This is a genomic window from Bacillus mexicanus (genome assembly GCF_050445615.1).
Taxonomy (GTDB): Bacteria; Bacillota; Bacilli; order Bacillales; family Bacillaceae; genus Bacillus; species Bacillus mexicanus.
In genome coordinates this window covers 187,878-212,556 of record NZ_JBCEYV010000002.1, presented here as the reverse complement: position 1 = coordinate 212,556, position 24,679 = coordinate 187,878, and the positions used below count along the sequence as shown (strand labels likewise).

General features: G+C 44.2%; 25 protein-coding genes and 1 pseudogene. 12 read left to right on the top strand and 14 right to left on the bottom strand.

Annotation, left to right across the window (positions count from 1 at the left end):
* Nucleotides 1–5: 5 nt before the first annotated feature.
* From gerAC to gerAA, 3 genes are read right to left on the bottom strand one after another with little or no spacing between them, the layout of a single operon-like run.
* The gene (gerAC, locus tag AAGG74_RS10770) at nt 6–1,124 is read right to left on the bottom strand and encodes a spore germination receptor protein GerAC (RefSeq protein WP_429675396.1); all 1,119 of its coding nucleotides are present in this window, start codon (nt 1,122–1,124) and stop codon (nt 6–8) included.
* Nucleotides 1,121–2,218 carry a spore germination receptor protein GerAB gene (gerAB, locus tag AAGG74_RS10765; RefSeq protein WP_162103522.1) on the bottom strand — a complete coding sequence of 366 codons (1,098 nt, stop codon included), beginning with the start codon at nt 2,216–2,218 and terminating at the stop codon, nt 1,121–1,123. Before gerAB ends, gerAC begins: the two co-directional genes overlap by 4 nt.
* A complete protein-coding gene (gene gerAA / locus AAGG74_RS10760) occupies nt 2,187–3,632 on the bottom strand; it encodes a spore germination receptor protein GerAA (RefSeq protein WP_162103521.1) in 1,446 nt (481 codons plus the stop codon). Before gerAA ends, gerAB begins: the two co-directional genes overlap by 32 nt.
* A 116-nt stretch (nt 3,633–3,748) precedes the next feature.
* Here gerAA and AAGG74_RS10755 point away from each other — a divergent pair, with 116 nt between their 5' ends.
* Together AAGG74_RS10755 and fumC are read left to right on the top strand one after the other, a co-directional pair.
* A complete protein-coding gene (locus AAGG74_RS10755) occupies nt 3,749–3,934 on the top strand; it encodes a YvzF family protein (RefSeq protein WP_162103520.1) in 186 nt (61 codons plus the stop codon).
* 66 nt (nt 3,935–4,000) lie between these two features.
* Nucleotides 4,001–5,389 carry a class II fumarate hydratase gene (gene fumC, locus AAGG74_RS10750; protein WP_162103519.1) on the top strand — a complete coding sequence of 463 codons (1,389 nt, stop codon included), beginning with the start codon at nt 4,001–4,003 and terminating at the stop codon, nt 5,387–5,389.
* A gap of 39 nt (nt 5,390–5,428) precedes the next feature.
* Here fumC and AAGG74_RS10745 read toward each other — a convergent pair whose 3' ends face one another.
* On the bottom strand, nt 5,429–6,304 hold the full coding sequence (locus AAGG74_RS10745; RefSeq protein WP_162103518.1) for a TetR/AcrR family transcriptional regulator: 876 nt from the start codon (nt 6,302–6,304) through the stop codon (nt 5,429–5,431).
* A 168-nt stretch (nt 6,305–6,472) separates the two neighbouring features.
* Between AAGG74_RS10745 and spxO the strand changes: the two genes are divergently transcribed.
* Nucleotides 6,473–6,637 (top strand): anti-adapter protein SpxO, encoded by a 165-nt coding sequence (gene spxO / locus AAGG74_RS10740; protein ID WP_162103517.1) that lies wholly within the window; start codon nt 6,473–6,475, stop codon nt 6,635–6,637.
* A gap of 28 nt (nt 6,638–6,665) precedes the next feature.
* On the opposite strand, the gene cssS is transcribed toward spxO, so the two are convergent.
* Both cssS and cssR read right to left on the bottom strand, forming a co-directional pair.
* Entirely contained in the window at nt 6,666–8,021 is a 1,356-nt protein-coding gene (gene cssS, locus AAGG74_RS10735) for a two-component system sensor histidine kinase CssS (RefSeq protein ID WP_162103516.1), read from the bottom strand.
* Entirely contained in the window at nt 8,018–8,695 is a 678-nt protein-coding gene (gene cssR, locus AAGG74_RS10730; RefSeq protein ID WP_162103515.1) for a two-component system response regulator CssR, read from the bottom strand. Before cssR ends, cssS begins: the two co-directional genes overlap by 4 nt.
* 277 nt (nt 8,696–8,972) lie before the next feature.
* Between cssR and AAGG74_RS10725 the strand changes: the two genes are divergently transcribed.
* Nucleotides 8,973–10,343, top strand: coding sequence for a S1C family serine protease (locus tag AAGG74_RS10725; protein WP_225493357.1), 1,371 nt, complete (start codon nt 8,973–8,975; stop codon nt 10,341–10,343).
* 247 nt (nt 10,344–10,590) lie between these two features.
* Here AAGG74_RS10725 and AAGG74_RS10720 read toward each other — a convergent pair whose 3' ends face one another.
* On the bottom strand, nt 10,591–11,052 hold the full coding sequence (locus tag AAGG74_RS10720; RefSeq protein WP_162103513.1) for a Dps family protein: 462 nt from the start codon (nt 11,050–11,052) through the stop codon (nt 10,591–10,593).
* Between the two features lie 77 nt (nt 11,053–11,129).
* On the bottom strand, nt 11,130–11,984 hold the full coding sequence (locus AAGG74_RS10715; RefSeq protein ID WP_429675392.1) for an oxidoreductase: 855 nt from the start codon (nt 11,982–11,984) through the stop codon (nt 11,130–11,132).
* Nucleotides 11,985–12,116: 132 nt separating this feature from the next.
* Between AAGG74_RS10715 and AAGG74_RS10710 the strand changes: the two genes are divergently transcribed.
* The 4 genes and pseudogenes from AAGG74_RS10710 (at nt 12,117) to AAGG74_RS10695 (ending at nt 15,897) form a co-directional block, all read left to right on the top strand.
* Nucleotides 12,117–13,925 (top strand): M3 family oligoendopeptidase, encoded by a 1,809-nt coding sequence (locus tag AAGG74_RS10710; protein WP_429675391.1) that lies wholly within the window; start codon nt 12,117–12,119, stop codon nt 13,923–13,925.
* Nucleotides 13,926–14,143: 218 nt separating this feature from the next.
* Nucleotides 14,144–14,578, top strand: a complete 435-nt coding sequence (locus AAGG74_RS10705) for a YusW family protein (RefSeq protein WP_162103510.1) — start codon at nt 14,144–14,146, stop codon at nt 14,576–14,578.
* A 176-nt stretch (nt 14,579–14,754) separates the two neighbouring features.
* Entirely contained in the window at nt 14,755–15,582 is an 828-nt protein-coding gene (locus tag AAGG74_RS10700; RefSeq protein WP_429675903.1) for an ABC transporter ATP-binding protein, read from the top strand.
* Between the two features lie 31 nt (nt 15,583–15,613).
* Nucleotides 15,614–15,897 (top strand): annotated as a pseudogene (locus AAGG74_RS10695) (YusU family protein).
* Between the two features lie 23 nt (nt 15,898–15,920).
* On the opposite strand, the gene AAGG74_RS10690 reads toward AAGG74_RS10695, so the two are convergent.
* On the bottom strand, nt 15,921–16,808 hold the full coding sequence (locus AAGG74_RS10690) for a LysR family transcriptional regulator (RefSeq protein WP_429675390.1): 888 nt from the start codon (nt 16,806–16,808) through the stop codon (nt 15,921–15,923).
* Nucleotides 16,809–16,941: 133 nt separating this feature from the next.
* Between AAGG74_RS10690 and AAGG74_RS10685 the strand changes: the two genes are divergently transcribed.
* A complete protein-coding gene (locus tag AAGG74_RS10685) occupies nt 16,942–17,682 on the top strand; it encodes an SDR family NAD(P)-dependent oxidoreductase (protein WP_429675388.1) in 741 nt (246 codons plus the stop codon).
* Between the two features lie 16 nt (nt 17,683–17,698).
* Nucleotides 17,699–18,082, top strand: coding sequence for a tautomerase family protein (locus AAGG74_RS10680; RefSeq protein WP_429675387.1), 384 nt, complete (start codon nt 17,699–17,701; stop codon nt 18,080–18,082).
* 36 nt (nt 18,083–18,118) lie between these two features.
* Here AAGG74_RS10680 and mdtP read toward each other — a convergent pair whose 3' ends face one another.
* From mdtP to AAGG74_RS10660, 4 genes are all read right to left on the bottom strand, one after another.
* Nucleotides 18,119–19,774, bottom strand: coding sequence for a multidrug efflux MFS transporter MdtP (gene mdtP, locus AAGG74_RS10675; RefSeq protein ID WP_225493359.1), 1,656 nt, complete (start codon nt 19,772–19,774; stop codon nt 18,119–18,121).
* Nucleotides 19,740–20,210: a MarR family transcriptional regulator gene (locus AAGG74_RS10670; RefSeq protein WP_162103505.1), complete on the bottom strand. Its 471-nt coding sequence runs from the start codon at nt 20,208–20,210 to the stop codon at nt 19,740–19,742. The genes mdtP and AAGG74_RS10670 overlap by 35 nt, the downstream gene beginning before the upstream one ends.
* Nucleotides 20,211–20,370: 160 nt before the next feature.
* Nucleotides 20,371–20,703, bottom strand: coding sequence for a spore coat protein (locus AAGG74_RS10665; RefSeq protein ID WP_014477927.1), 333 nt, complete (start codon nt 20,701–20,703; stop codon nt 20,371–20,373).
* Nucleotides 20,704–20,715: 12 nt separating this feature from the next.
* Nucleotides 20,716–20,961: a hypothetical protein gene (locus AAGG74_RS10660; protein ID WP_162103504.1), complete on the bottom strand. Its 246-nt coding sequence runs from the start codon at nt 20,959–20,961 to the stop codon at nt 20,716–20,718.
* A 94-nt stretch (nt 20,962–21,055) separates the two neighbouring features.
* Between AAGG74_RS10660 and AAGG74_RS10655 the strand changes: the two genes are divergently transcribed.
* Nucleotides 21,056–21,964, top strand: coding sequence for a proline dehydrogenase family protein (locus tag AAGG74_RS10655; protein ID WP_429675386.1), 909 nt, complete (start codon nt 21,056–21,058; stop codon nt 21,962–21,964).
* A 24-nt stretch (nt 21,965–21,988) separates the two neighbouring features.
* On the opposite strand, the gene AAGG74_RS10650 is transcribed toward AAGG74_RS10655, so the two are convergent.
* Nucleotides 21,989–22,135, bottom strand: a complete 147-nt coding sequence (locus AAGG74_RS10650; protein WP_162103502.1) for a YuzL family protein — start codon at nt 22,133–22,135, stop codon at nt 21,989–21,991.
* A gap of 174 nt (nt 22,136–22,309) precedes the next feature.
* On the opposite strand from AAGG74_RS10650, the gene AAGG74_RS10645 reads away from it, so the two are divergent.
* On the top strand, nt 22,310–24,670 hold the full coding sequence (locus AAGG74_RS10645; RefSeq protein WP_429675385.1) for a 3-hydroxyacyl-CoA dehydrogenase/enoyl-CoA hydratase family protein: 2,361 nt from the start codon (nt 22,310–22,312) through the stop codon (nt 24,668–24,670).
* The last annotated feature ends 9 nt before the right edge of the window (nt 24,671–24,679 follow it).

Here is a 24,679-nt window from a genome sequence, read left to right as displayed (position 1 = left end):
GTCTGTTATTTCGTCGCGCCTTTTGTCCCGAAGTCTCTGACAACCACATGGATGCGGTAGTCTATTTCCGCATTGCTGAAATATTCATCATCCCATTTTCTTGCGATTTTGCTCCACTTTTGAGGATAATGAATTCTAACCTCGTTTCCCAGACCGGTTACATCTGCTTTGATATCTTCCTGCAGTTTGCCTACGAACGCAGTCACTGTTTCATGCAATCGTTTTTCGATGGTTTTTTCAATCCCTTTTATATAGGAATCCTTAAAAGAATCCTCCTTAGTATCCCAGTCCTCGGATAATCGGCCTTCAATATGGCGTGTGACGGTGAACTTGAACTTGCCGTCCTTATAGTCAGTTTTGATCTTGCGGCTGCTGGAGTATACCTCATAAGAAAAAAGATTGCCGTTATGCCTCATATCAATGACGCCGCCTTGGACAGTGCCTGTGAATAAGTTTATGTTTTGCAGCTCACCCGGTGTTAAATCCCGGAGCCAAAATTTATTTTTGATGATAGCAGCCCCGTTTATCGCGAGTTTGCCGTTTTCCTCACCGACATGCGGGATGAGAAACGAATCATCAGAGGTTAAATGCTCTGATATCTCTCCCAGCGTAACAGGATCCATCATTCTGATCGTCACTGAATTATTTTCTGTCAGAGCATAAATCACATTGGATGCAGGCTCGCCTCCCTCATTCATTTTAAATACATCCTTAGGACGGCTATTGGTAACAAAGACGTACGAACTCCTCCTTGTCCCATTGTCTCTAACAAATTGGTTAATGATCGCGTCCATTCCGACGTGATCAGCAATCGCATTTTTGGAAAGCAGGATGAGACGCAAATGCTGGGAAAACGTAGGATTATGCTTTAATGCAGATGTTCTTATCATTTGATGAACCGTTTCACCCTTTGTGATAGAAAGCTGGGTCGGATCAGATGAAGAACTTTCTGTGGAGCTAGCTTTTTTTGGCACAAGAATCTGCTGTGTCAGTTCTAAGTTCTGATGATCCGACTTGTCTAAGCCAACACCAATGACTAAGCTTAAATCCTCAATATTTCGGCTGTCCCAGCATCCGGACAGCAATAGGGTGCATATGAATATACATAAAATCCTGATCTTCATTTTGCTGTCATCCTCCTTTTAAGAGCTACAATAAAAAAGAGAATAAAGGGAAGCAGAAACAGACCGATGAACATGTATCCGAGGTAATCGCTATACATGATGACTTTGTTTGTGTCATCCGGCCACAGAGAAAAGTAAAAGACGGCCGCTCCAATGAGCATCATGCTTTTTTTAGCCGATAGCCCAAACGTCTTCTTGAGCCCATTCGCGGCAAGATATCCATAAATGACAAACGTTGTGAAAAATTGAATGACCCAGACGATCAGTAAAAACGATTCAAACCGTTCAATGAATGTGCCTTTCAACTCAAAGGACTGAAAGAGGGAAATCGTCGGCCATATCAGTGTTTTGACCTCAGGAGCCGTCAAAGCGCCAACGACAATGAGGTACGTCAGGATATATAAAACAATTGGAATCGCAAAGCCGATTACCGAGTATCTGAATGTGTATTTCTGTTTCTTCATATGTTCAGGTAGAAACAGCATCACTTCCATTCCTAAAAAAGAGATGGAAACGACAGTAAGGGAGTTTAAAATAGGATGCAGACCTTCACCTAAAACAGGGCGCAAATTATTGATATCAAAAATCTTAAAGCTGATACCAAATAAAATCAGCAAAATAATGATCGTAATGACGAGATAAAAAGGAAAGAGTCGGGAGACATCCTTTAAACCGCCTACAATTAAATAGATACCGCAGCAGATAAACGTTATAATAATCACTTGTATTGGCGTTCTCTCCAGCAGGAAAAACTTAACCATTTCAGCCATCGCCCGGGTTTCAAAGCTGGCGACTCCGATAAAATAGCAGCAGATCAAAAGGCTGATGATGCTGCCGATCCATTTTCCGAGCCCTTCCCGCAAGTATTCAAACAATGAAGCATACTGATGTTTTTTTTGAATAAGCGTGTTTACATAGATGAAAAGAATAAATATAATGCCCTCTAACATGAGCGTAATCCAGCCGTCGGGGGTGTTGGTCTTAGTCGTCAGTGCCCTCGGCAATGTTAACAGGCCGGCCCCAAGCATTGTATTTGCAATAATGGAAATACCTTGAAAGGTATTAAGTTTGATTGGAGTCTGTTTTTGGCTCATTTGGATTATTCGCCTCTTTTGGTTTGTTTTTAAGCGGGAGACGGATAATGGAGTCATCCGTATTTTTCAAGCTAAAGAAGCCGCTTGGCGAAAAATAGGGAGATCCAAAGCTCGTTTGTCTCGTTAGGTGCGTGTAAACAACAAGCATAAATAAAATAATCCCGTACAGCCCAAGGATAGCGGCGGAAAACATTGAAACAAAACGCAGCACCCGGAAAGACAGGCCCATTCCGTATTGAGGAACGGTAAAGGATGCAAGGGCAATGACACTGACGACAATGACCATAATTGAACTGACAAGATTTGCTTCCACTGCCGCCTGACCGATGACAACGCCCCCGACTAGACCGATCGTCTGTCCGAGCGAATTGGGAAGGCGCAGTCCTGCTTCTCTCAAAAGCTCGATCGTCACTTCCATCAGCAAGGCTTCAAATATCGGCGGAAACGGCACATTTTCCCTGTTTGCCGAAATCGTGACGGCGAGCGCGGTTGGCAGCAGCCCTTGATGGAAGGACACGAGTGCAATATAAATCGATGATAAAAACAAGGTAATAAAGATAGAAGCAAAACGCAGCAAACGGATGAGAGATGCTGAAATCCAGCGGTCATAATAGTCATCCGGCGACTGCATCAGGACACCGAGAGAAACGGGAACGAGAAGTACAAATGGTGAACTGTCGACCAAAATGGCCACACGGCCGTTAAACAGGGCCGACGATACCTTGTCAGGCCTTTCCGTATTTTGAATCTGCGGAAACGGCGAATATTTATTATCTTCAATAAGCTCCCCAAGCATTCCGCTGTCCTGAATATCCTCCAGCTGGACATTTTTAAGCCGCGCTTTCACATCTTTTATGACGGACTTTTTCGCTCTGCCATCAATGTACATAATGGCTGCAGGCTTCAGCTTGTTTTTGCCGATCATGATTTTTTTGGTGATTAACTTAGGATGCATAGTTCTTTGCCGGATCAGAGCGAGATTTGTATTCATATCTTCGACAAACGCTACCTTTGGACCCCGAACCACTTTTTCAGTTGTCGGCTCAGCCAGACTTCTTGATTTTTTCTGCCCGGTAGACAGCATATAAGCCCTATCCAATCCGTTGATAAACACAGCGCAATTGCCGCTGAGAATCGACTCCACCGTTTTTTCCGCGGTTTCAATGGGTCTTGCGTCAAGCTGGTCAAGGCGTTTTTTAATCTGGTTAAGCGTTAAGGTCTCCTCATCTTTGATTAAGGTTTTAATGGATTCTGACACCAAATTTTCATCATTCAATTCACTAAAATAGAGATAGTAAAAAACAAGTCCGTTCGCCAGCATTTTTTTATTCTTGACCAGATCATCATTTTCTTTAAGCTGTGGAAGCACCAATGCTAAATTATCATGTATATATTCCTTAAACGTGTGTTCCAAGGAAGTCACCTCTTGTCCAAAACCTTAGTAGAGGTTATCTTTTCCTGTTAAAAAAATGATATACTGTGTTACAGTATTTCAGGGTTAAGTTTTTTATGAAAGCGGAGGATATGAAAGTGGCACAGGTAAGGCTTGCAGGAAAACAAGAAGAAATAGAACAGCTCATTAAATCATTTGAAAAGCATTATGATGTCTCCTATACATCAAAGGAGTACGGCAGAACGAATCCGAAGTATAAGTATTCAAAAGATTCCCGCGTATATCTTGAATTAAAATTAAAATCTGCAAAGCTCGAAAATTAAAAAGGATTTTTTATATCATTGGCGAATTACATTCTATTGAAGCAACCGTTATGGAGGGATACATAAATGGAATTCAGAATTGAACGAGACACCATGGGAGAAGTAAAAGTTCCTGCTGATAAATATTGGGGCGCCCAAACACAGCGAAGCAAGGAGAACTTTAAGATCGGTTCTGAAAAAATGCCGATGCGTGTTGTGAAGGCGTTTGCAATTTTGAAACGAAGCGCAGCACTCGCTAATAAACGCCTCGGCAATCTGGATGCGGAAAAAGCTGAAGCGATTGCAGCGGTTTGTGATGATGTGCTCAAAGGCAAATACGATGACAACTTCCCGCTTGTCGTGTGGCAGACCGGAAGCGGCACACAAAGCAACATGAATATGAACGAAGTAGTGGCCAACCGCGCGACTGCTTTATTAAATGAAAAAAACTCTGATCAAACCATTCATCCAAATGATGATGTGAACCGCAGCCAAAGTTCAAACGACACATTCCCGACTGCGATGCACGTTGCCGCAGTTTTGTCTGTTTACGAGCAGCTTGTGCCTGCGCTTGACCAGCTTCGCAATACATTGGACGAAAAGGCAAAAGCATACAATGATATTGTCAAAATCGGACGCACGCACCTTCAGGATGCTACGCCTTTGACACTCGGACAGGAAATCAGCGGATGGGTTTACATGCTGGACCGTTCGAAGGAAATGATTTTGGAAGCGACAGATAAAATGCGTGCCCTTGCAATCGGCGGAACGGCTGTCGGAACGGGAATCAACGCTCACCCAGAGTTTGGAGAGCTTGTCTCAGAAGAGATCACAAAACTGACCGGCCAAACGTTCAGCAGCTCGCCAAATAAATTCCACGCGCTGACAAGCCATGATGAGATCACTTATGCGCATGGCGCACTAAAATCGCTCGCCGCTGACTTAATGAAGATTGCGAACGATGTCAGATGGCTTGCAAGCGGACCTCGCTGCGGCATCGGGGAAATCGTCATCCCTGAAAATGAGCCGGGCAGCTCCATTATGCCTGGTAAAGTCAACCCGACACAAAGTGAAGCATTGACGATGATTGCAGCGCAAATCATGGGGAACGATGCGACAATCGGCTTTGCGGCAAGTCAAGGGAACTTTGAATTGAACGTGTTTAAGCCTGTGATTATTTATAACTTCCTGCAATCTGTGCAGCTGCTGAGTGACGGCATGAATTCATTCCATGATAAATGTGCCGTCGGTATTGAGCCTAACAAAGAAACCATTCAGGAAAACCTGTCAAATTCATTAATGCTTGTTACGGCGCTGAACCCGCACATCGGATATGAAAACGCGGCGAAAATCGCCAAGCTCGCCCATAAAGAGGGATTGACGCTGAAAGAAGCAGCTTTGAAGCTTGAATTGCTGACAGAGGAGCAATTTAACGAAATGGTTAAGCCTGAAGATATGGTGAAGCCAAAAGCATAAGAGAAAGAAAAAACGGCTGCTTGTGAAGCAGCCGTTCTTCTAAATATGTTGCTGTTTTAATAAATATTTAAGCTGCTCCGCATCTTTAGCGAGAGCCTCAGACTCCATCAAATTATGGATCATGCCTTTTATGATCGCGAGCTTCGGTGTTTTTTTCTTCATTTCTGCTTCAAGTATGTCCAAGCTCTCCGATAATTCAAGAGAGGAGTTTGTGTGTAAGCTGTTGATTTTGTTGCGAAGGCTTTTCACAATCGATTCAGTCAGCGGATCAGGCCGTCCATGAGTAAGAGGCCCAAATAATGAGCTCGCCTCTTCTAATGTGATGAAAGGCTTATCATTTCGTTCTGACATGCCTTTTACCATATCATCAATTCGATTCATAATGATATCAGCTAATTGATCAGGCTTCACCGTGTAACCGAGCAGAATCATGCACTCCAGGTAAATCTGACTGATGCCCTCTATTAAAAAACAAAGCTCTGCAGTATACGGTTCCGCTTTTTTGCCGTAAATGTGCAGCAAGCTGTCGATATGAAATTGAAGTGAGGACTGGCGGATTTTTTTTGCGCATTGCTCCACTTCCTCTGTGTAAGGCAGAGAACCTTCCTTCATCTGCATGCCGATAAAGTCTTTGTGTTCAAGGATGTTTTCATAGAGCACGGTCAGCTGTTTACGGTAAGCCGTTCTGGGACTGTCGCCCTTTGTTTTAATATTTAAAATTCGGGTAAACGTTTTATCGTAATAGTCGTTCAGCATAGACAGAAGAAGCGCTTCTTTCGAAGGAAAATAAATATAAAAAGCGCCTTTTGAAATTTTGCATTCTTTTGCGATTTCCTGAACTGATGTTGAATTATATCCTTTTTGGGCAAATAGTTTTAAAGCTGTTTCAATAATCAGCTTTTCTTTTTCCTTCAATGGTACCACCCTTTCGGAGCCTGGAGGCCTCATGAGGATATGACCATCTAGTCACACCTTCTGCTATAAAATTAACCTTATTGTAACTTGTTTTTTTATCATGTATTATTTATATTATAAGTTGAGATGACCGAATGGTCAAAGCTCAAGCGAAAGGGTGAATCTAATATGAGAGAATTGGATGAAATGATCAGCCGCTTGCGAAACAGAGGTATCAAAGTGGAGAAAGTCAAATATCCGAAGCAGACCTTGTCAGAGAAAAAATGGGTTCATCAATGCAAGCAGCAGCTCAAAACAAATTACAGAGATTTTAACGGTTATTCTTTCACATGAAAAAATAGACTGCAAAAATATCTACAGTCTATTTTGGTACTGTTATACGGTATGATACACCCGTTTTGTCATTTTCAATTGAGATAGACGCCTTATGAAGAGTTAAAATTCGTTTTACGATGCTGAGACCAATGCCGAATTCGCCTTTCTTCCCTTTACTAAAAGGCTCATAAAGGCTGGAGAGCATCTCATCTTCAATGTGGGGGCCGTCATTTTTAATGATGATCACGATATTTCGATCATCTTGTTTCATGCTGATTTTTATTTTTGTCTCAGCATAGCGGATTTGATTTTCCAGAATGTTTTCAAGGAGTTTGTTCCATTGCTCCGAATCGCCCGGCATCAGAATGTCTTCTTCTATATCAATGTCCCACGATAATTCTTTCCGCGCCCACTTCAGTCTTTCGATGACTTCTTTTGTCACTTCCAGAATACTGAACATGCCATGCTGCACGTTTTGCTTCGCTAAATAATCCAGCTTCGTTAAATATAATAAATCCTTAATTTTTTTCTCCAGCTTAAGGGCTTCGCCTTCAATGACATCTACTGTATTTTCAAGATCTCCTTTAGGAAAAATTCCGTCCTTAATTGATTGCGTATAGCCTCTGATAACCATAACCGGCGTTTTTAAATCATGTGAAATATTTTGCAGGAGGGTTCTTTCAGTTTCATCCTTTTGCACAAGCTTTTGGCGCATTTCTTCAATGGTATGGCCCAATTTGCCGATTTCATCTTTCCGGTCCACTTTTACTGGGTCATCCCAGTCCTGTTCGGAAATCCGTTTAACGTGCTTTTCAAATGACACGAGAGGCCTTGATAAATATCTCGCAAGCCAAATGGCAGGAATCCAGCTTAATAAAATGACAACAGCTATAATCAACAGAAGCTGTTTGAATAGGGTATAGGCTAGATCGTCCCGATAAGAATCAAGCGCGTAGGAGAGCATCATAGCTGATTGTCCATTGACGGAAAGCCCCTTTTTGATGACAAAAAACACTTTCTCTCCATTGACATCGGCGCTGTACCGTTTCTTTTTGGCCTCCTGTTTATCAGCCAGCTTATACACCTTATGGATAAACGAAGACGACAGTATGCGTAAATTTTTGTCTGAAGAAGCCTCTTCGTTTTCAGGCAGCAGCACATGCTGTACAGAGCGGACGGTTGTCGGTGCTGTCGCTTCTTCACTGTAATAGCGCCGTTCAATTGAACCGGGCAGGCGGTATTCGGTCAGAACATGCTGCTCATTTTCAATCGTCGTATACGTTTCATTTGTAAAAAAATCGCGCAGCGTGTTTGAAAATAACACAAGCAGTAAAAGGGATATCGCTAGCAGGATACCGGATATGACAACCCATATTTGAAACGAGAGCGGTTTGTTTTTCATGAAGTCATCATCCTGTAGCCGAATCCGTAAATCGTCTCCACCTTCAATTCAGGCATTTTTTTGCGCAGTCTTCGGACGAGGTCATCGACGACCCGGTCTGTTCCAAAGTAGTCATGCCCCCATATTTTTACGAGAATATCCTCACGAGAGTATGGATGTCCTTTATGATGGATAAACAATAGCAGCAGATCAAATTCCTTCGACGTCAAGTTGATGATATTTCCGTTTTCATCATAGACCTCGCGGGCGTCTTCAGCGATTCGATATGTGGAGACGGCGATTTCATTTTTTTGTACAGGCGGAGTCCCCTTGTAAACGAGCTGCAGCAGCTTTTGCACACGTATGATCAGCTCTCGCGGAAGAAACGGTTTTGAAATGTAGTCATTGCTGCCAAGCTCTAAGCCAAGCACTCTGTCAATATCTGCATCTCGGGCGGAAATAAAAATGACAGGCACATCAGGATCTTTCGCTTTGATTTCTTTTATTAATGTATAGCCGTCAGTATCCGGCAGCATGATATCGAGAATCCACAGGTGGGGAGACGGCGTCATTTTCTTTCTGGCGTCTTCACCTTTCGTAAAAGATGTAATGTTCCAGCCTTCATTCTCTAAATACTTCGTCAGCAGTTCATTCAGGTTATCCTCATCTTCAACTAGATAAATGGTGTATGACAAGGCTTTTCACATCCTTTCAACGTCATTATAAACTAGTTTTAACATACGGCAGGACATTTTCATAATTTCACATATTCTTTTCATTTTTATCCCACAATGTTTGTTTATGATAGAGATAAGGGAAGAAAGGAAGAGAAAAAGAGCGAGGAAGATGAAGGATGTTCAAACATATTTTATTTTGGTGCTTTGCTTTTCTCCTCATCATTGGCACAATTGAACTTGTACACGCGATCAATATGTAACGATAAATAAAAAACGGTTAAAGGAGTGTCAGAGTATGGATGATCGACGGGATGATTATAACAATCAACATCAATCAGAATCTTCACGGCCAGAACATCAGAATAAAGAAAACCGGCAGCTGATTGAACAACAGGAATTGCTTGATGCGCCTGTTACATATGAAACGGGAAAACAGGAAACAGCTGCTGCAATAGAAATGGAAAAGACCGAAACGGCTGTGAAAAAAGAAAAGAAACGAAGAGCCGCTTGGCTGAGTCCGATTTTAGGCGGTATTATTGGTGGCGGCTTGATGCTCGGCATCGCGCCTTATCTGCCGTCAGACCAAAATCATACAACTAATACTGTTTCTGCTAATAAACAGGTGCAGTCTGGTAATTTTACAACGGAACCAATAACGAATGCTTCAAACGTTGCTGATATGGTGGGGGATTTAGAGCCGACGATTGTCGGTATTTCTAACATCCAAACCTCGCAAAATAACACATTCGGCACAGGAGGCGGCTCCAGCTCAGAAAGTGAAAGCGGAACCGGATCAGGTGTTATTTTCAAAAAAGATGGCAATAAAGCGTATGTGATTACAAACAATCATGTCGTTGAAGGCGCGAATAAGCTGACTGTCACGTTAGACAACGGCGAAACGGAGACTGCCAAGCTTGTCGGCAGCGATACCATTACTGATTTGGCTGTTCTGGAAATCAACAGCAAAAACATCAAAAAAGTAGCGAGCTTTGGTGACTCTTCACAGCTGCGCACAGGCGAAAAGGTCATTGCCATCGGAAATCCGCTCGGACAGCAGTTTTCCGGTACGGTGACACAAGGTATCATCAGCGGATTAAATCGGACGATTGGTGTGGATACAACACAAGGTACCGTGGAAATGAACGTGTTGCAAACTGACGCAGCGATCAATCCGGGAAACAGCGGAGGCCCTTTAATCAATGCAAGAGGCCAGGTGATCGGCATCAACAGTTTGAAGGTGAGCGAAAGCGGCGTGGAATCACTTGGATTTGCAATCCCAAGCAATGATGTCGAGCCGATTGTTGACCAGCTGCTGGAAAAAGGGAAAGTCGATCGACCATTTTTAGGCGTGCAAATGATTGACATGTCTCAAGTGCCAGAAACCTATCAGCAAAATACGCTCGGACTGTTTGGAGATCAATTAGGCAAAGGTGTTTATGTAAAAGAAGTTCAAGCAAACTCACCGGCGGCAAAAGCAGGGATTAAATCCGAGGATGTCATTGTCAAACTAAAAGGTAAAGATGTGGAGAGCAGCGCAGATATCCGTCAGATCCTCTACAAAGATCTGAAAGTCGGAGAAAAAACGACAATCCAAGTGCTGCGAAACGGAAAAATGAAAAAGCTGGACGTGACACTGACCAAGCAGGCAGAAAGCAGCTCAAGTTAAGTAATTAAAAAGCTGAACCCGAAAAGGGTTCAGTTCAGATTGAAGACAAAGCCCTAAAACGAAAACGTTTTAGGGCTTTGTCTTCTTTCTTTCTTTTCAGCGTGATTGAAAACCCTTGAAGTCTAGGAAGAGCGAGCATCGGAGCACAGCGAATGTTGAAATTCGTGAGCACCGACGCGCAGTCCTGACAACGAATGCGAGGGTTTGTCGACACGCTGAGCTGAGCCCGAAAAGGGTTCAGCTTTTTTTATCCTAAGTAAGCGGAAAGCATCCACACTTGTTTTTCAACTTCACCAACTAATCCGACAAACAAGTCGGCTGTTGTGTCATCTTGATTTTCTTCAGCCAGGCCGATTACGAATTTAGACTCGCTGCTTATTTGTTTGTAGTCGTTTACTAAGGCTTGTACCATTTCTGAAGCTGATGTTTCGTTTCCGCCATCTGTGATAGATGCATGCTCAGTGTATTCTTTCAGCGTGGCAACAGGCTGTCCGCCGATTGCCAGCAGACGTTCAGCAATGGTATCGGCTGTTTCCGCCGCATGGTCATATAGTTCTTCAAATTTTTCGTGCAATGTAAAGAAATGAGGCCCTTTCACATACCAATGGAAACGGTGAAGCTTAGCGTATAAAAGAAACCAGTTTGATAATTGTGTGTTCATTGAATTCTCAACTAATGTTTGATTTGTTTGTGCGTTTTCGGTTTTCATAAGATAACGTCCTCCTTGTGATCTGTTAATTTAATTATATCACGTATCAATTAAAAATCAATACTAAATTATAATTATTATAATTTAGGGTGGGTGAATAGTTTTTTCTTCAGGATATATTCCCATGCAGACCAAGGGAACAGCGACCGGAATAACAGGGTAAGCTTGATGCCTTTTCCGATCGGATATCGCAATTTCTTTACGTGCTGCTTTGTTGCTAATTGATAAATGAGGTCGGCTACCTCTTGGGGATCTCCGCTGTCATCTGCGTTTTTTTCAACGTAGGTAAGAATCTTTTTATAGTAGTGATAATAAGCTGAATCGTCAGCAGGCACCGACATATAATGTGATAATGATGTCGACCAGATCGACGTTTTGTATGAACCAGGTTCAACCAAAGCGGTTTCGATACCGAACGGAAGCAGCTCAATACGAAGGCTTTCAGAGAAACCCTCTAATGCATGCTTGGACGCTGCATATGGCGACAACGCAGGAAATCCGGTCAGACCGCTGATGCTGCTCACATTTATAATCTTTGCACCGCCATGCTTTCTTATGTAAGGCAGAATAGTTTTTGTCACATGGATTACTCCGAAGACATTCGTTTCAAATTGCTGTCTGAAATGTTCCATCGGCACATCCTCGACAAATCCCCCGTAAGCTGTTCCGGCGTTGTTGACGAGAAGATCAATAGGAGCGTAAGTACTAATGGCTTGACCGAATGAAGCTATAGATTGTTCATCTGTGACATCGAGAGCGGTAATGTGAATGGAATCAGCCACATTGTGTGCAGCAGCCATTTCACGCAGCTGTTCAGCTTTCTCAGGCTGTCTTGTTGTGGCAATCACGAAAAATGACTTGGCGAGCTTTAGGGCTGCCAGCTGTCCAAAGCCTTTTGACGCTCCTGTTACGATTGCAATTTTTTTATTCATCATATACCTCCAATTTAACTGTTACAGCTATTGTACAATCATGAACAGGAAATGACGCTATAAAAGAAACTTTTATACAATAATTCAGAATTGCTCTATAATAAAACGAAAGCAGGAAAGGGGTTTTGTGGTATGGCGCTGCAAGGAGTAGACCAAAAGTGGGATCTTGATTCATTTTTTAAGGGTGGGAGCCAATCAGAAGAGTTCAAAGATTATATCCAAAAGCTGTCACAAGGTCTGCGTGTATTTCATGACACGACTGAGGCCTTTCAGGTGCCTGAAAGGCCAGAAGATGCTGAGGGACTGATTGCTTTGCTTGATGAATTTGAACAGGTTTCTGTCAAGCTTCAGCAAGCCGGTGCTTTTGTTGCTTGCCTTCTGGCCCAAAATATTAATGATCAAAAGGCTGTTGAGCATCAGTCCCTCATAAATCGGCTTCATGCTGATTTTCAATCGTCCCTCGTCACATTAGATCATAAGCTTGTGGCCATTAAACAAGACGTGTGGGATGAATTGCTAACCCAACCGGGATTACGGAATGTATCTTACATATTACATGAAAGAAGACAGCGGGTTGCCGAAAAGCTTAGCCCAGGTAAAGAAAAATTGGTAGAAAACCTCGCGGTGGACGGGTACCACGCTTGGAGCGACTTATACAATATGATTGTCGGGAAAATGACGATTCCGTATGAGGAAAACGGTGTGAACAAGCAGTTGTCTGTCGGCCAGGCTGAAAATGTGATGGATCATCGAGACCGCACTGTTAGAAAAACAATATACGAACGTTTGCATCAAGTGTGGGAAAGCAAGCAGGATATGTTCAGCAGCACGCTCAATCATTTGGCGGGGTTCCGGCTTGAGACCTATAAAGCGCGCGGCTGGGAGGACGTCTTGAAGGAGCCGCTGCAAATCAACAGGATGAAAAAGGAAACACTTGATACGATGTGGCAGGTCATCACGGAAAATAAGCAGCCGTTCGTTCAGTTTCTGAATCGAAAAGCGTCGATGCTCGGTCTTGAAAAGCTCAGTTGGTACGATGTTGGGGCTCCGATCGGGTCTGAGGGAAAGGTTTATTCATATGATGAAGCTGCAAATGTCATCGTCAGCCAGTTTTCAACGTTTGGCAAAAAACTGTCCGCGTTCACTGAAAAAGCGTTTCGGGACCGCTGGATTGAAGCGGAAGACAGGAGCGGGAAAAGAGTCGGCGGCTTTTGCACGAGTTTTCCTGACAGCGGAGAATCACGGATTTTCATGACGTTTTCGGGAAGTGCCTCAAATGTCTCAACGCTTGCTCATGAGCTTGGCCACGCGTTCCATCAGGAAGCGATGCTCAACGTCAGGCCGTTAAACAGATCCTACGCCATGAACGTTGCAGAAACCGCTTCAACATTTGCAGAGATGATTGTGGCGGATGCGACTGTCCAACAGGCGGAGACGAAGGAAGAAAAGCTCGTCCTTCTTGAAGATAAAGTGCAAAGAAGCGTTGCGTTTTTCATGAATATCCATGCAAGATTCTTATTCGAAACGAGATTTTATGAAGAACGAAAGCGTGGAGTGGTTCCGGCCGACCGTTTGAATGAGCTGATGGAAGCGGCGCAAAAAGAGGCGTATTGCAATGCGTTAGGAGAATATCACCCGCTCTTTTGGGCGTCAAAGCTTCACTTTCATATCACGAGGGTTCCGTTTTACAATTTCCCTTACACGTTCGGCTATCTTTTTTCTCTTGGTATTTATGCATTGGCGCTTGAAGAAAAAACCGCATTCGAAGAGAAGTATATCGCACTATTGCAAGATACAGCTTCGATGACTGTGGAAGATTTGGCGATGAAGCATTTGGGCGCTGATATCACGAAGCGCGATTTCTGGGATAATGCCATCAAGCTGGCCGTTCGTGACGCAGAAGACTTTTTGCAAATGACAGAATCTTCACAGCGTGATTGAAAACTCTTGAAGTCTAGAATTTTTGAAGGGTGTGATGATGGCGTCGTTTAGGCAGGATACTTAAGTATTCAACCGCCGCTCCGTATTGATCACCGAGGCGCAGTCTTGACAACGAATGCGGGAGTTTAACGCCTCGGCTTTTTCAATTCTCTCCTGAATGAGGATTTCATAGTCTGGATATACCTAAAACAAATGGAATCCTACAGGAGGGGAAATATATGCGTTTGATCAGAACAGCCGGGGCTGTTTGTCTGGCAGTCGTTCTGATTGCAGGCTGCCGTCTCAATGAAGAGCAGCAGGCAGAAGAAAAAAATACAGCTGTCACCCAGCAGAAACCCGTTCCGTACAGCGATTTCTCGCTTCATGTGAGCTACGGAGATGGTGAGCATAATCGTTATGAAAGTATATATACAAAAAACGGGGCTCAGGAAACAGCGGAAATACTGGATAAGCTCTCTGGCGTCAAACAGGAGGGAGAAGAAGCATTAGATGAGATGAGAATCATCCTAAGCGAGCTTTCTGTGACAGACCAGATGGCAGAAGCAGAAGTGATCCGCAATGTGCTGGAGGCCTTTAATCTGGACAGCCATTACCATCATATCAACTTAAAGCTGAAGCTGAACAATGGCTCCGTTAGAGAAATTAAGAAATGACCTGCAAACGCCAATTATATCCAAATCTAATTGAAAATGATTTTCAAAATCATCATTTTCTGCTACAATGAGCAATATGACCGAATACATTAACATTAATGACAATTGACCCAAATACACATGGAGAAAACGTGCAATACATAGTGCTGCTAAAAAGCCAGCAAAAAGGAGCGGTTATGGGTATGAGTGCAATTTCTACAGAAACGCTGAGCTTAGGATACGGAGATGCCGTTATTATTGATGAGTTGGATTTAACAATTCCCAAAGGTGAAATTACCGTATTTATCGGCAGCAATGGCTGCGGAAAATCGACACTTTTACGTTCATTAGCGCGTCTGATGAAGCCGAGAGGCGGTTCAGTGCTGCTGGAAGGAAGAGCGATTGCCAAGCTTCCGACAAAGGAAGTCGCAAAAGAGCTCGCAATTCTGCCGCAGGGTCCATCGGCTCCAGAGGGCCTTACGGTGCATCAGCTGGTGAAACAAGGAAGATATCCTTATCAAAATTGGCTGAAGCAGTGGTCAAAAGAGGATGAGGAGGCGGTTGAGAGGGCGCTTAAAGCAACGAAGCTTGAGAACATGGCTGACCGCGCCGTCGATTCTTTGTCAGGCGGACAGCGCCAGCGAGCCTGGATCGCGATGACGCTTGCGCAGGAAACAGATATTATCCTTCTGGATGAACCGACAACGTATTTAGACATGACGCATCAAATTGAAATTCTTGATTTGCTGTTTGAGCTGAATGAAAAGGAAGAGCGGACGATTGTGATGGTTCTTCATGACTTAAACTTGGCGTGTCGTTATGCCCATCATCTTGTCGCCATAAAAGATAAACAAATTTATGCTGAAGGCCGTCCGGAAGAGGTCATCACTTGCGATCTTGTGCAAAATGTGTTTTCTATGAACTGTCAGGTCACACAGGACCCGCTGTTCGGAACGCCTCTATGCATCCCTCATGGCAGAGGCAGGTGCATTGTCCGGGAAGCGGCTTTTACATCACATGGATAAATAAACGCCCAGCGCAAGGAGCTTTCTCAGGATGAGGGGCTTCTTGCTGTTTTTTTCGAAAGGAAGATGGAAATGGAACAAAAACTTCAGGAGCAGCTGGATGGGTTGCTGGAGAAGTATACTGAGCTTCTGCTTGGTGAAACAAGCAATGAGCTAAAAGAAGAAGTAAAGCAATGGATTTTGTACACACATATCGCCAAAAGCATGCCGCCGCTCGCCAAGCATTGGAATGCAACATATCCCGACGCGAAGCAGGGCATTAAAGATATCATTCAGCATATTAAGGAACTGAATGAGGCGCATCGAAACAAATAATAGCTAAAAAAGCAGTCTGCCAATCACAGCAGACTGCTTTTTTGTGATGTTGCCGTTTTGCCTGGCGTAAATGAATCCATAAAGGCTTGCAGCGCGCTGCTGATAAACGAGTTTTTTCGGATAATAAATATTGTTTTCATCTGTCTGAGAGTTTCAGGCAGCGGGTACAATCGAATCGTCCCTTCAGCCGCGTGTTTCTGCACAACCGTCCTCGGCAGCAGCGAGATGCCAAGACCTGCTGTAACCCCGCCGATAATCGCTTCAAGCGTACCAAATTCCATAATGACCGGCTGTGTGACACCGACAGAGCGCAGCCATTTTTCAAGTGTCTCCCGATACGAACAGCCTGTGCTGTATACGAGAATCGGCTTTGTGATGGCTTCCTCTGCACCGGATATGGAAGCAGCCGAAACAACTACCGGCTCTTCCTCAAATGCAGGATAGGATTCGAGATCAGGATGATTGCATTCACATCCGATAAAGGCGCCATCCAATTCATAACGGAGAACCTGATCAAGGAGAAATTGTGTATGTCCTGTTGTTAAAGACAGCTGAACGTTTGGATGTTCTTCATAATAAGAGGCCAAAAGCTTCGGAAGTCTTACTGCGGCGGTTGTCTGAGTGGAGCCGATCATAAGCGGTCCGCTAGGTTCGACGGAGGATGAGAGTGCTTTAGATGCCTCATCCAGCAGGCCGACAATTTTATTGGTGTAGTCCAGCAGCAGCTTTCCGCTTGCAGAAAGTGTCATGCCCCTGTTATGGCGCAAAAACAGCATGGTACCAAGCTCAGCTTCCAATTGCTGAATTCTGGCCGTGACATTCGATTGCACATAGCCAAGCTGCTGGGACGCTTTTGTAATGGAGCCTTCACGGGCTACCATTTGAAACACACGTAAATCTCCGCTTTCCATTTTGCATTCCTCCGTTCGTTTGCTATCAATCTGAGTGATAGCAAGTATCTTTAACAATCATTATACGTAACACCAAACCTGGATTACAATGGAATCAGCAAGAAAATTTCATAAACGGCAAGGAGTGGCGGCAATGAATGTCATGAACAAAATAGCTCTCGTAACAGGGGGCGGCACAGGAATCGGAAGAGCAGCCAGCATAGAATTGGCAAAACGCGGAGCGATTGTTGCGGTGAATTATTCACGCTCGCAATTCGAAGCGGAGGAAACAGTAGAAACGATTAAAAAAGATGGCGGGCAAGCTTTCACCATCCAAGCGAATGTATCCAAAAACAGCGAAGTGCAGGATATGGTTCAATCGATTGTGAAAATATATGACACTATTGATATTTTAATCAACAATGCCAGCATTACAAGGCATATTCCAATGGATGACCTTGAAGCTGCGACAGAAGACATCTGGGATGAACTTTACGCTGTCAATGTGAAAGGGATGTTTTTCTGCGCGCGGGCAGCGGTTCCTTTCATGAAAAAAAGCAAGGCCGGGGCGATCGTAAATGTCGGCAGCATCGCAGGGGTAATCGGTGCGGGTTCATCCATGCCTTACGCAGTATCAAAATCGGCGGTGCACGGCTTAACGAAATCTTTGGCTCATGCCTTAGCGCCTGAAATCAGAGTGAGCGGTGTAGCACCGGGAGCTGTCGCAACGAGATGGTGGGCCGGCCGGGAAGAAAAAATGAAAAGCATGATCGGCACTTTGCTGCTGCAGCGTATTGCTGAACCGGATGATGTCGCTAAATTGATTTGTTCGCTTGTTGAACAGGAATCGCTCACAGGTCAAATCATCACAATTGACAGCGGACAGACGCTGTAAGAGAGGAGATGCGGGGATGCCATTTGTACAAATTCATTTACGGGCGGGGAGAAGCGAAGCGTGGCTTCAAAAACTAAGCAGGACCATTCATCAATCAATGACTGAAGAAATCAATGTGCCGGAAGATGACTATTTTCAAGTCATCAGGCAATATGAAAACAGCGAATTTTTTTATGATCCGTCTTATCTGCAGGTCGAGCGTACCGATGAGCTGATCTACATTCATTTTACGTTGAAACATTCAAGAACAACTGACCAGAAAAAAGCGCTTTATCGCTCAATCGCAGGTCGGATTCATACTAAGCTTGGTGTAAGAAAAGAAGATGTGTTTATCATGCTGGCCGGTAATCAGGATGAGGATTGGTCTTTCGGAAGTGGAAAGGCTCAGATGATCGAATAAGAAAACCCCGCGGTCTTGGGACCCGCGGGGTTTCTATTAATGAGAAGGCGATTCAACGGTTTGTGCCGTTTTCTCTTTTACTTGTTCTTCCGTTTTCTTATTTGATAGCTTGATAGGTTTTAAAAACAATGTAAATACGGCTCCGACTACGATAAAGATCAGGCCTGTGTAAAACACGCTATGGAGTGAATCCATCAGCGATGTTTTTAAAATCGGCACAATATGGGATGAGAAGGCCGCAGGTATTTGTTTGATTGCATCCGGGCTGAACAGTGATTGCAGCAGCCCTTGCGGATTTGTATCAATCATACCCTTCAGCTGGCCGGCAAATGAACTTGCCTGTGCCGGAAGAGAGTCTAAATACGGCACCAATTTATCAGTTAATAGATTTCCGGAACGGGCATTCATTACTGCTCCCAGCATGGTAATGCCGAATGTTCCTCCGATAGAACGGAAGAATTGACTGGATGAAGTGACGACCCCAAGCTCTTCCTTCGAAAAGCTTTCCTGTAAAGCGAGTGTCAGGATCGGCATGACGAGACCCATTCCCAAACCAATAATCGCCATATACGAAGTAGCGACAAGCTTGCCCGTATCAAGGTCTAAAGTCGTTAACAGCAAAAATCCTCCGGCCATAATCAGCATACCTGTAATGATTTGCGGTTTAATGCCGATTTTATAGACAAGCTGGCCGCCGATAATACTTGTAATGATCATAGAGATCATCATCGGTGTCATAATCGTGCCTGATTCAGACGCACTTACACCGACAATTCCCTGCATAAAGAAAGGAACAAACGTAATGGCGCCAAACATGCCGATGCTCATAAAGAAGCCGATCAAGTTTAGGAATGTAAACGTTCTGTTTTTAAATAAATACATTGGCAGGATCGGCTCTTTTGCTTTTGACTCTACAATAATAAAGCTGACAATGCCGACCAGCGCGAGTGCGAACAGGCCAAGAATCTGCCAAGAACCCCACCCGTAATCTTTTCCTCCAAAGCTTAAAGCGAGAAGAAGGCTGACAACCCCGACAATCATCGTGAAAATCCCAGCGATATCGAAGTTGATCGGACCAGTTTGCCGGCGGCCCTGTAATCCTCTGGCAATGAAAATAACGGCAATAATTCCGACTGGAAGATTGATATAGAAAACCCATTTCCAGTTGAGCGAGTCTACGATCCAGCCGCCGATTTGCGGCCCAATCACTGAAGCCAGCCCATAAATCGCGCCAAAGACTCCTTGGAATTTAGCACGCTGTTTTCCTGTGAACAAGTCACCGATGACAATCATCGCCATCGGCATCATAATGCCTCCGCCGATTCCCTGCAGTCCTCGGAAGATAATCAATTCTGTCATGTTGTTGGCCATTCCGCACAAAGCAGAAGCGGCCATAAAAATAATCAAGCCTGATACATAAACAATCCGGCGTCCCAATAAATCGGCCAGTTTACCGGCAATTGGAACAACGGTTGTTGATGTTAACAAATACGCGGTTGTCAGCCAGGTCATCATGCTCAAGCCGCCGAGATCACCGACGATTTTCGGCATGGCCGTTCCGACAATGGTACCGTCAAGCGCGGAAAAAAACATGGCAATAATTAAGCCTGTTATTAATAACGTTCGTTTTGATTGCTGTTTGCCTTCTGTACTCATTTCATTCGTTTCCTCTTTTCGTGTTGTGCTGTTCATCAGTTTCCGCTGCTGCCTGTGCGAGCTTTTCTGTAATATGAGCCGCCTGAAGCATTTCCTCCTTCGTCAAGAAGGAAAGGTACCGTGCCATAATGGCTTTTCTGCCTGCTAAAACCTCTTCGAACTTTCTGTCTCCTTCATCAGTAAGGCTGATATCGATCACTCGCCTGTCTTTTGTGTTATGTGTTCTGGCGATGAGATTTTTTTGTTCAAGGCGATCTGCCATTAACGTCACCGCGCTTGGCTTCACCTCCATACGCTCGGCAATTTCAGAAATCTTGAGGCTGCCGTGTTTTTTTAGGCTGGCCAGCACAAACAGCTGCGCTGGGGTAATGCCTTGTTTCTCCATACTTTCTAGCATTTCAGGCTGTATCTTTTGAAAGAGCGCCTGAAGCGATAATTGAATATCGGACATTAACCGATCCGCACTCTTCATGTTCATTTCCCCTCTATTACTTACACTGTATATATATTTTGATAACAAAATAGTTAATGCTTATTAAATATAAATAAGCGTAAATGAAAAGTCAATCATTTTTACCATAAAAAAAGGATAGATGCCTGAACGCACATCGTACCCTTTTTTGCTGATGCTGTTATTGCTGGTAAGGAGACTGCTGCTGAATGGTTTGCTGAAATTTTTGGTAGGATTGCTGCAGCTTTTGGGTATCCTCCGCTTCAACAGAATACCATCCATATTGGAACATAAGATCATACAACTTTCTTTGCGCTTTTTGTGACTCATCAAAAATGGATTGAATATCCTGGTAAAGAGATTCGTGGCTGAATTCGTGCAAGGCTGTGCAATAAGCTGTTGTCATATATTTTTCGGTTGTCAGCAGTTCATTGACGAAGTCTCTGTCATTCATCTCCGAAGTTGTCGGTACAGGTGTCTGCGGGTTGCTGATTTTCTGATTTTGCTGATTCATTTTGTCGCCTCCTTATTGGATGTAGCCGGACTGTTGCTGGCCTGGCTGCAGGTGCTTTACTATTCTTTGATAATGATCATGATGCATGTGTCCGAGACGGTCGAGTTCTTGTTTTAATGTTTGATCCTGGCACTGTTGCGCCATGAAATGCGCTTTTTTCATCGCAAGCAAATTCCAGTTCAGCATGTCATTGAGATACAAATGATCCTTTGTCGAAATAACGGAAGGCGGCATTTGAGCTTGTTGCTGATTGTCCATTGTGAACCTCCTTTGATTTTTGTTCATTTTATAGTTTCCTTCAGTCTGGGAGTTATATACAGGTGTTTTGAAGATGATGGCAGGAGGGAGTCGGATGTTGAGACCTGTGTTTTTATTCTTATCACAAAATAAAACACTTACCAAGCTCGCCAAAGCATATGGAACGAAGCTTGGAGCAAGACGATTTGTTGCTGGAGATACAATTGAGTCGGCGGTTAAGACCATCAAAAGACTAAACAGATCCGGTTTGTGTGCAACGATTGATTATTTAGGCGAATATGCGGCATCAGAAAAAGAAGCACATCAAGTCGCAGAGGAGTGCAAGAAAGCCATTCGAGCCATTGCTGAGTATCAATTGGATTCAGAGCTTTCATTAAAGCTGACCTCAATTGGGCTAGATCTTTCAGAAGAACTTTGCCTTTCTCATTTGCGTGCAATTTTATCTGCTGCGAAGCAACATGGTGTTGCTGTGACTATTGATATGGAAGACTATTCTCATTATGAACAGACACTTTCTATTTACAGGACATGTAAACAGGAATTTGAAATGCTCGGTACGGTCATTCAGGCGTATTTGTACCGGGCTGCAGAAGATATCAGACAGATGCATGGCTTAAAGCCGAATCTCAGACTTGTGAAGGGCGCTTATAAAGAGTCTGCGGCTGTAGCATTCCCTGACAAAAAGGGAACAGACCTTCATTTTCAAAGCTTAATTAAGCTGCAGCTGTTAAGCGGGAACTATACGGCTATCGCTACACATGACGATGACATCATTGCGTTTACAAAACAGCTCGTTGCTGAACACCATATCCCCGCATCGCAATTTGAGTTTCAAATGCTGTATGGCATAAGGGCGGAGCGGCAGAAGGAACTTGCCAAGGAAGGATACAGAATGCGTGTGTATGTCCCATATGGAACGGATTGGTTCAGCTACTTTATGAGAAGAATTGCTGAGCGGCCTGCCAATGCGACGTTTGTGTTAAAAGGAATCTTGAAAAAGTGAAAGCAGCCGCGAAAAGCAGCTGCATTACGATTGTTCCATGTTATGCTTTTTATATTGCTGATTTTGACTTGTCCGCTTTCCGCCGCTGTAATGCTGAGTCGGACCTGCATCCCCTTTTACACTCGCCGCGCTGACTGCCGCTGAAGACGGGTTTTTTTTCTCTCGCACCATTCCTATCACCTCCGGGTTTAAGTTGCCCGTCTTTTGTAAACCACATACAAAAAAATAACAAATTAGCTATTGAAGTCGAATCAGAAATCTTTTAAGATGAAAGAAGAAACAGGTTTCATTTTTTTTGGTCAAAAAATGAATGATTATTCATTCAATGTTCAAGGGGGATATCTCATGCACAAACACATTCGAAAGGCAGCCGTTTTAGGATCGGGGGTAATGGGTTCCGGGATTGCGGCACATTTGGCTAACCTCGGAATTCCTGTCTTGCTGCTTGATATTGTGCCGAACGATTTGACAAAGGAAGAAGAAAAAAGAGGGCTGGCAAAGGACAGTCCGGAGGTGCGCAGCAGGCTGAGCCGCCAAGCGGTAAAAAAACTGCTGAAACAAAAGCCAGCCCCCCTCACATCAGCGGAAAACATCTCCTATATCACATCAGGCAATCTGGAGGATGATGCAGAAAGGCTGAATGAAGCAGATTGGATTATTGAAGTTGTTGTGGAAAACCTTGAAGTCAAAAAGCGAATTTTCACCCTTGTGGATAAACACCGAAAGCCTGGAAGTATTGTCTCTAGCAATACATCTGGTATATCAGTGCAGAAAATGGCTGAGGGCCGGTCGGATGATTTTAAAGCCCATTTTCTCGGAACACACTTTTTTAATCCCGCCCGCTATTTAAAGCTGCTGGAGATTATTCCGATTCAGGAAACAGACCCTGATATCTTAAAGTTTATGACAGCCTTCGGTGAAAATGTTCTCGGTAAAGGCGTAGTCACAGCAAAGGACACACCGAACTTTATCGCAAACCGAATCGGAACGTACGGGCTTCTCGTTACAGTACAAGAAATGCTGAAAGGCGGCTATCAGGTCGGTGAAGTCGACTCAATCACAGGCCCGCTGATCGGCAGACCGAAAAGCGCAACCTTCAGAACGCTTGATGTTGTCGGACTCGATACATTCGCCCATGTCGCCCGAAATGTGTATGACAAAGCGGATGGAGACGAGAAAGAAATATTCCGCCTGCCAAGCTTTATGAACGATATGCTGGAAAAAGGATGGATCGGAAGCAAGGCTGGTCAAGGCTTTTATAAAAAAGAAGGCAAAACGATTTATGAGCTTGATCCAATGACGCTTACTTATGGGAAGCGAACAAAAATGATATCACCGGCACTTGAAGCGGCAAAACAGGCAAAAGGGACAAAAGCCAAAATGAAAGCGCTTATTTACTCGGACGACAGATCTGGCAGATTGCTTTGGAATATCACATCTCAAACCCTGCTTTATTCAGCTGAGCTGCTTGGTGAGATTGCTGATGATATTCATGCGATTGACCAAGCCATGAAGTGGGGATTCGGCTGGGAGCTGGGCCCGTTTGAAATGTGGGATGCCATCGGTCTCAGACAGTTTGCAGAAAAGCTTGGGGCTAAAATACCCGGCTGGATTAAAGACATGCTGGACAAAGGAAATGAAACCTTCTACATCAAAGAGAACGGAACAGTATTTTATTATGACCGCGGCGAATACAGGGCCGTGAAGGAAAATAAAAAACAGATTCATTTACAAGCGCTTAAAGAAACAAAAGGGGTAATTGCGAAAAACAGCGGAGCAAGCCTGATTGACCTTGGAGATGATGTGGCCCTTCTTGAGTTTCATTCGAAAAGCAATGCCATCGGCCTCGATATTATTCAAATGATCAACAAGGCGTTAGAGGAAACAGAGCGGAACTATAAAGGGCTTGTCATCGGCAATCAAGGAAAAAATTTCTGTGTCGGCGCGAATCTCGCTATGATTCTAATGGAAGTCCAGGATGACAACTTTTTGGAAGTTGACTTCGTGATCCGCCGGTTCCAAGAAACGATGATGAAGATTAAATACAGTGCGAAGCCGGTTGTCGCCGCTCCGTTTGGCATGACGCTCGGCGGCGGAACGGAAGTATGCCTGCCTGCGGCACGCATTCAAGCAGCAAGCGAAGCCTACATGGGGCTTGTCGAATCCGGTGTCGGCCTTATCCCTGGCGGAGGAGGTAATAAAGAGCTGTACATTAACCATCTTCGCCGCGGTCTTGATCCGATGAATGCGGCAATGAAAACATTTGAAACAATTGCGATGGCGAAAGTATCCGCCTCCGCCCAAGAGGCTCGTGAGATGAACATTTTAAGAGAAACAGACCGTATCAGCGTGAATCAGGATCACCTGCTGTACGATGCGAAGCAGCTTGCCGCCTCTTTATACGATACCGGCTGGCGGCCGTCTGTAAAAGAAAAGGTCAAGGTGCCGGGTGAAACCGGTTATGCGGCACTCTTGCTTGGCGCTGAGCAGATGAAACTGTCCGGTTATATATCTGAGCATGATTTTAAGATCGCGAAAAAACTCGCTTATGTCATTGCCGGCGGAAAAGTGCCGTTTGGCACAGAAGTAGACGAAGAGTATTTATTAGAGATCGAGAGGGAAGCGTTTTTGAGTTTGGCAGGAGAGGCGAAATCTCAAGCGAGAATGCAGCATATGCTTGTGAAAGGTAAACCTTTACGGAATTAGGAGGGAGCT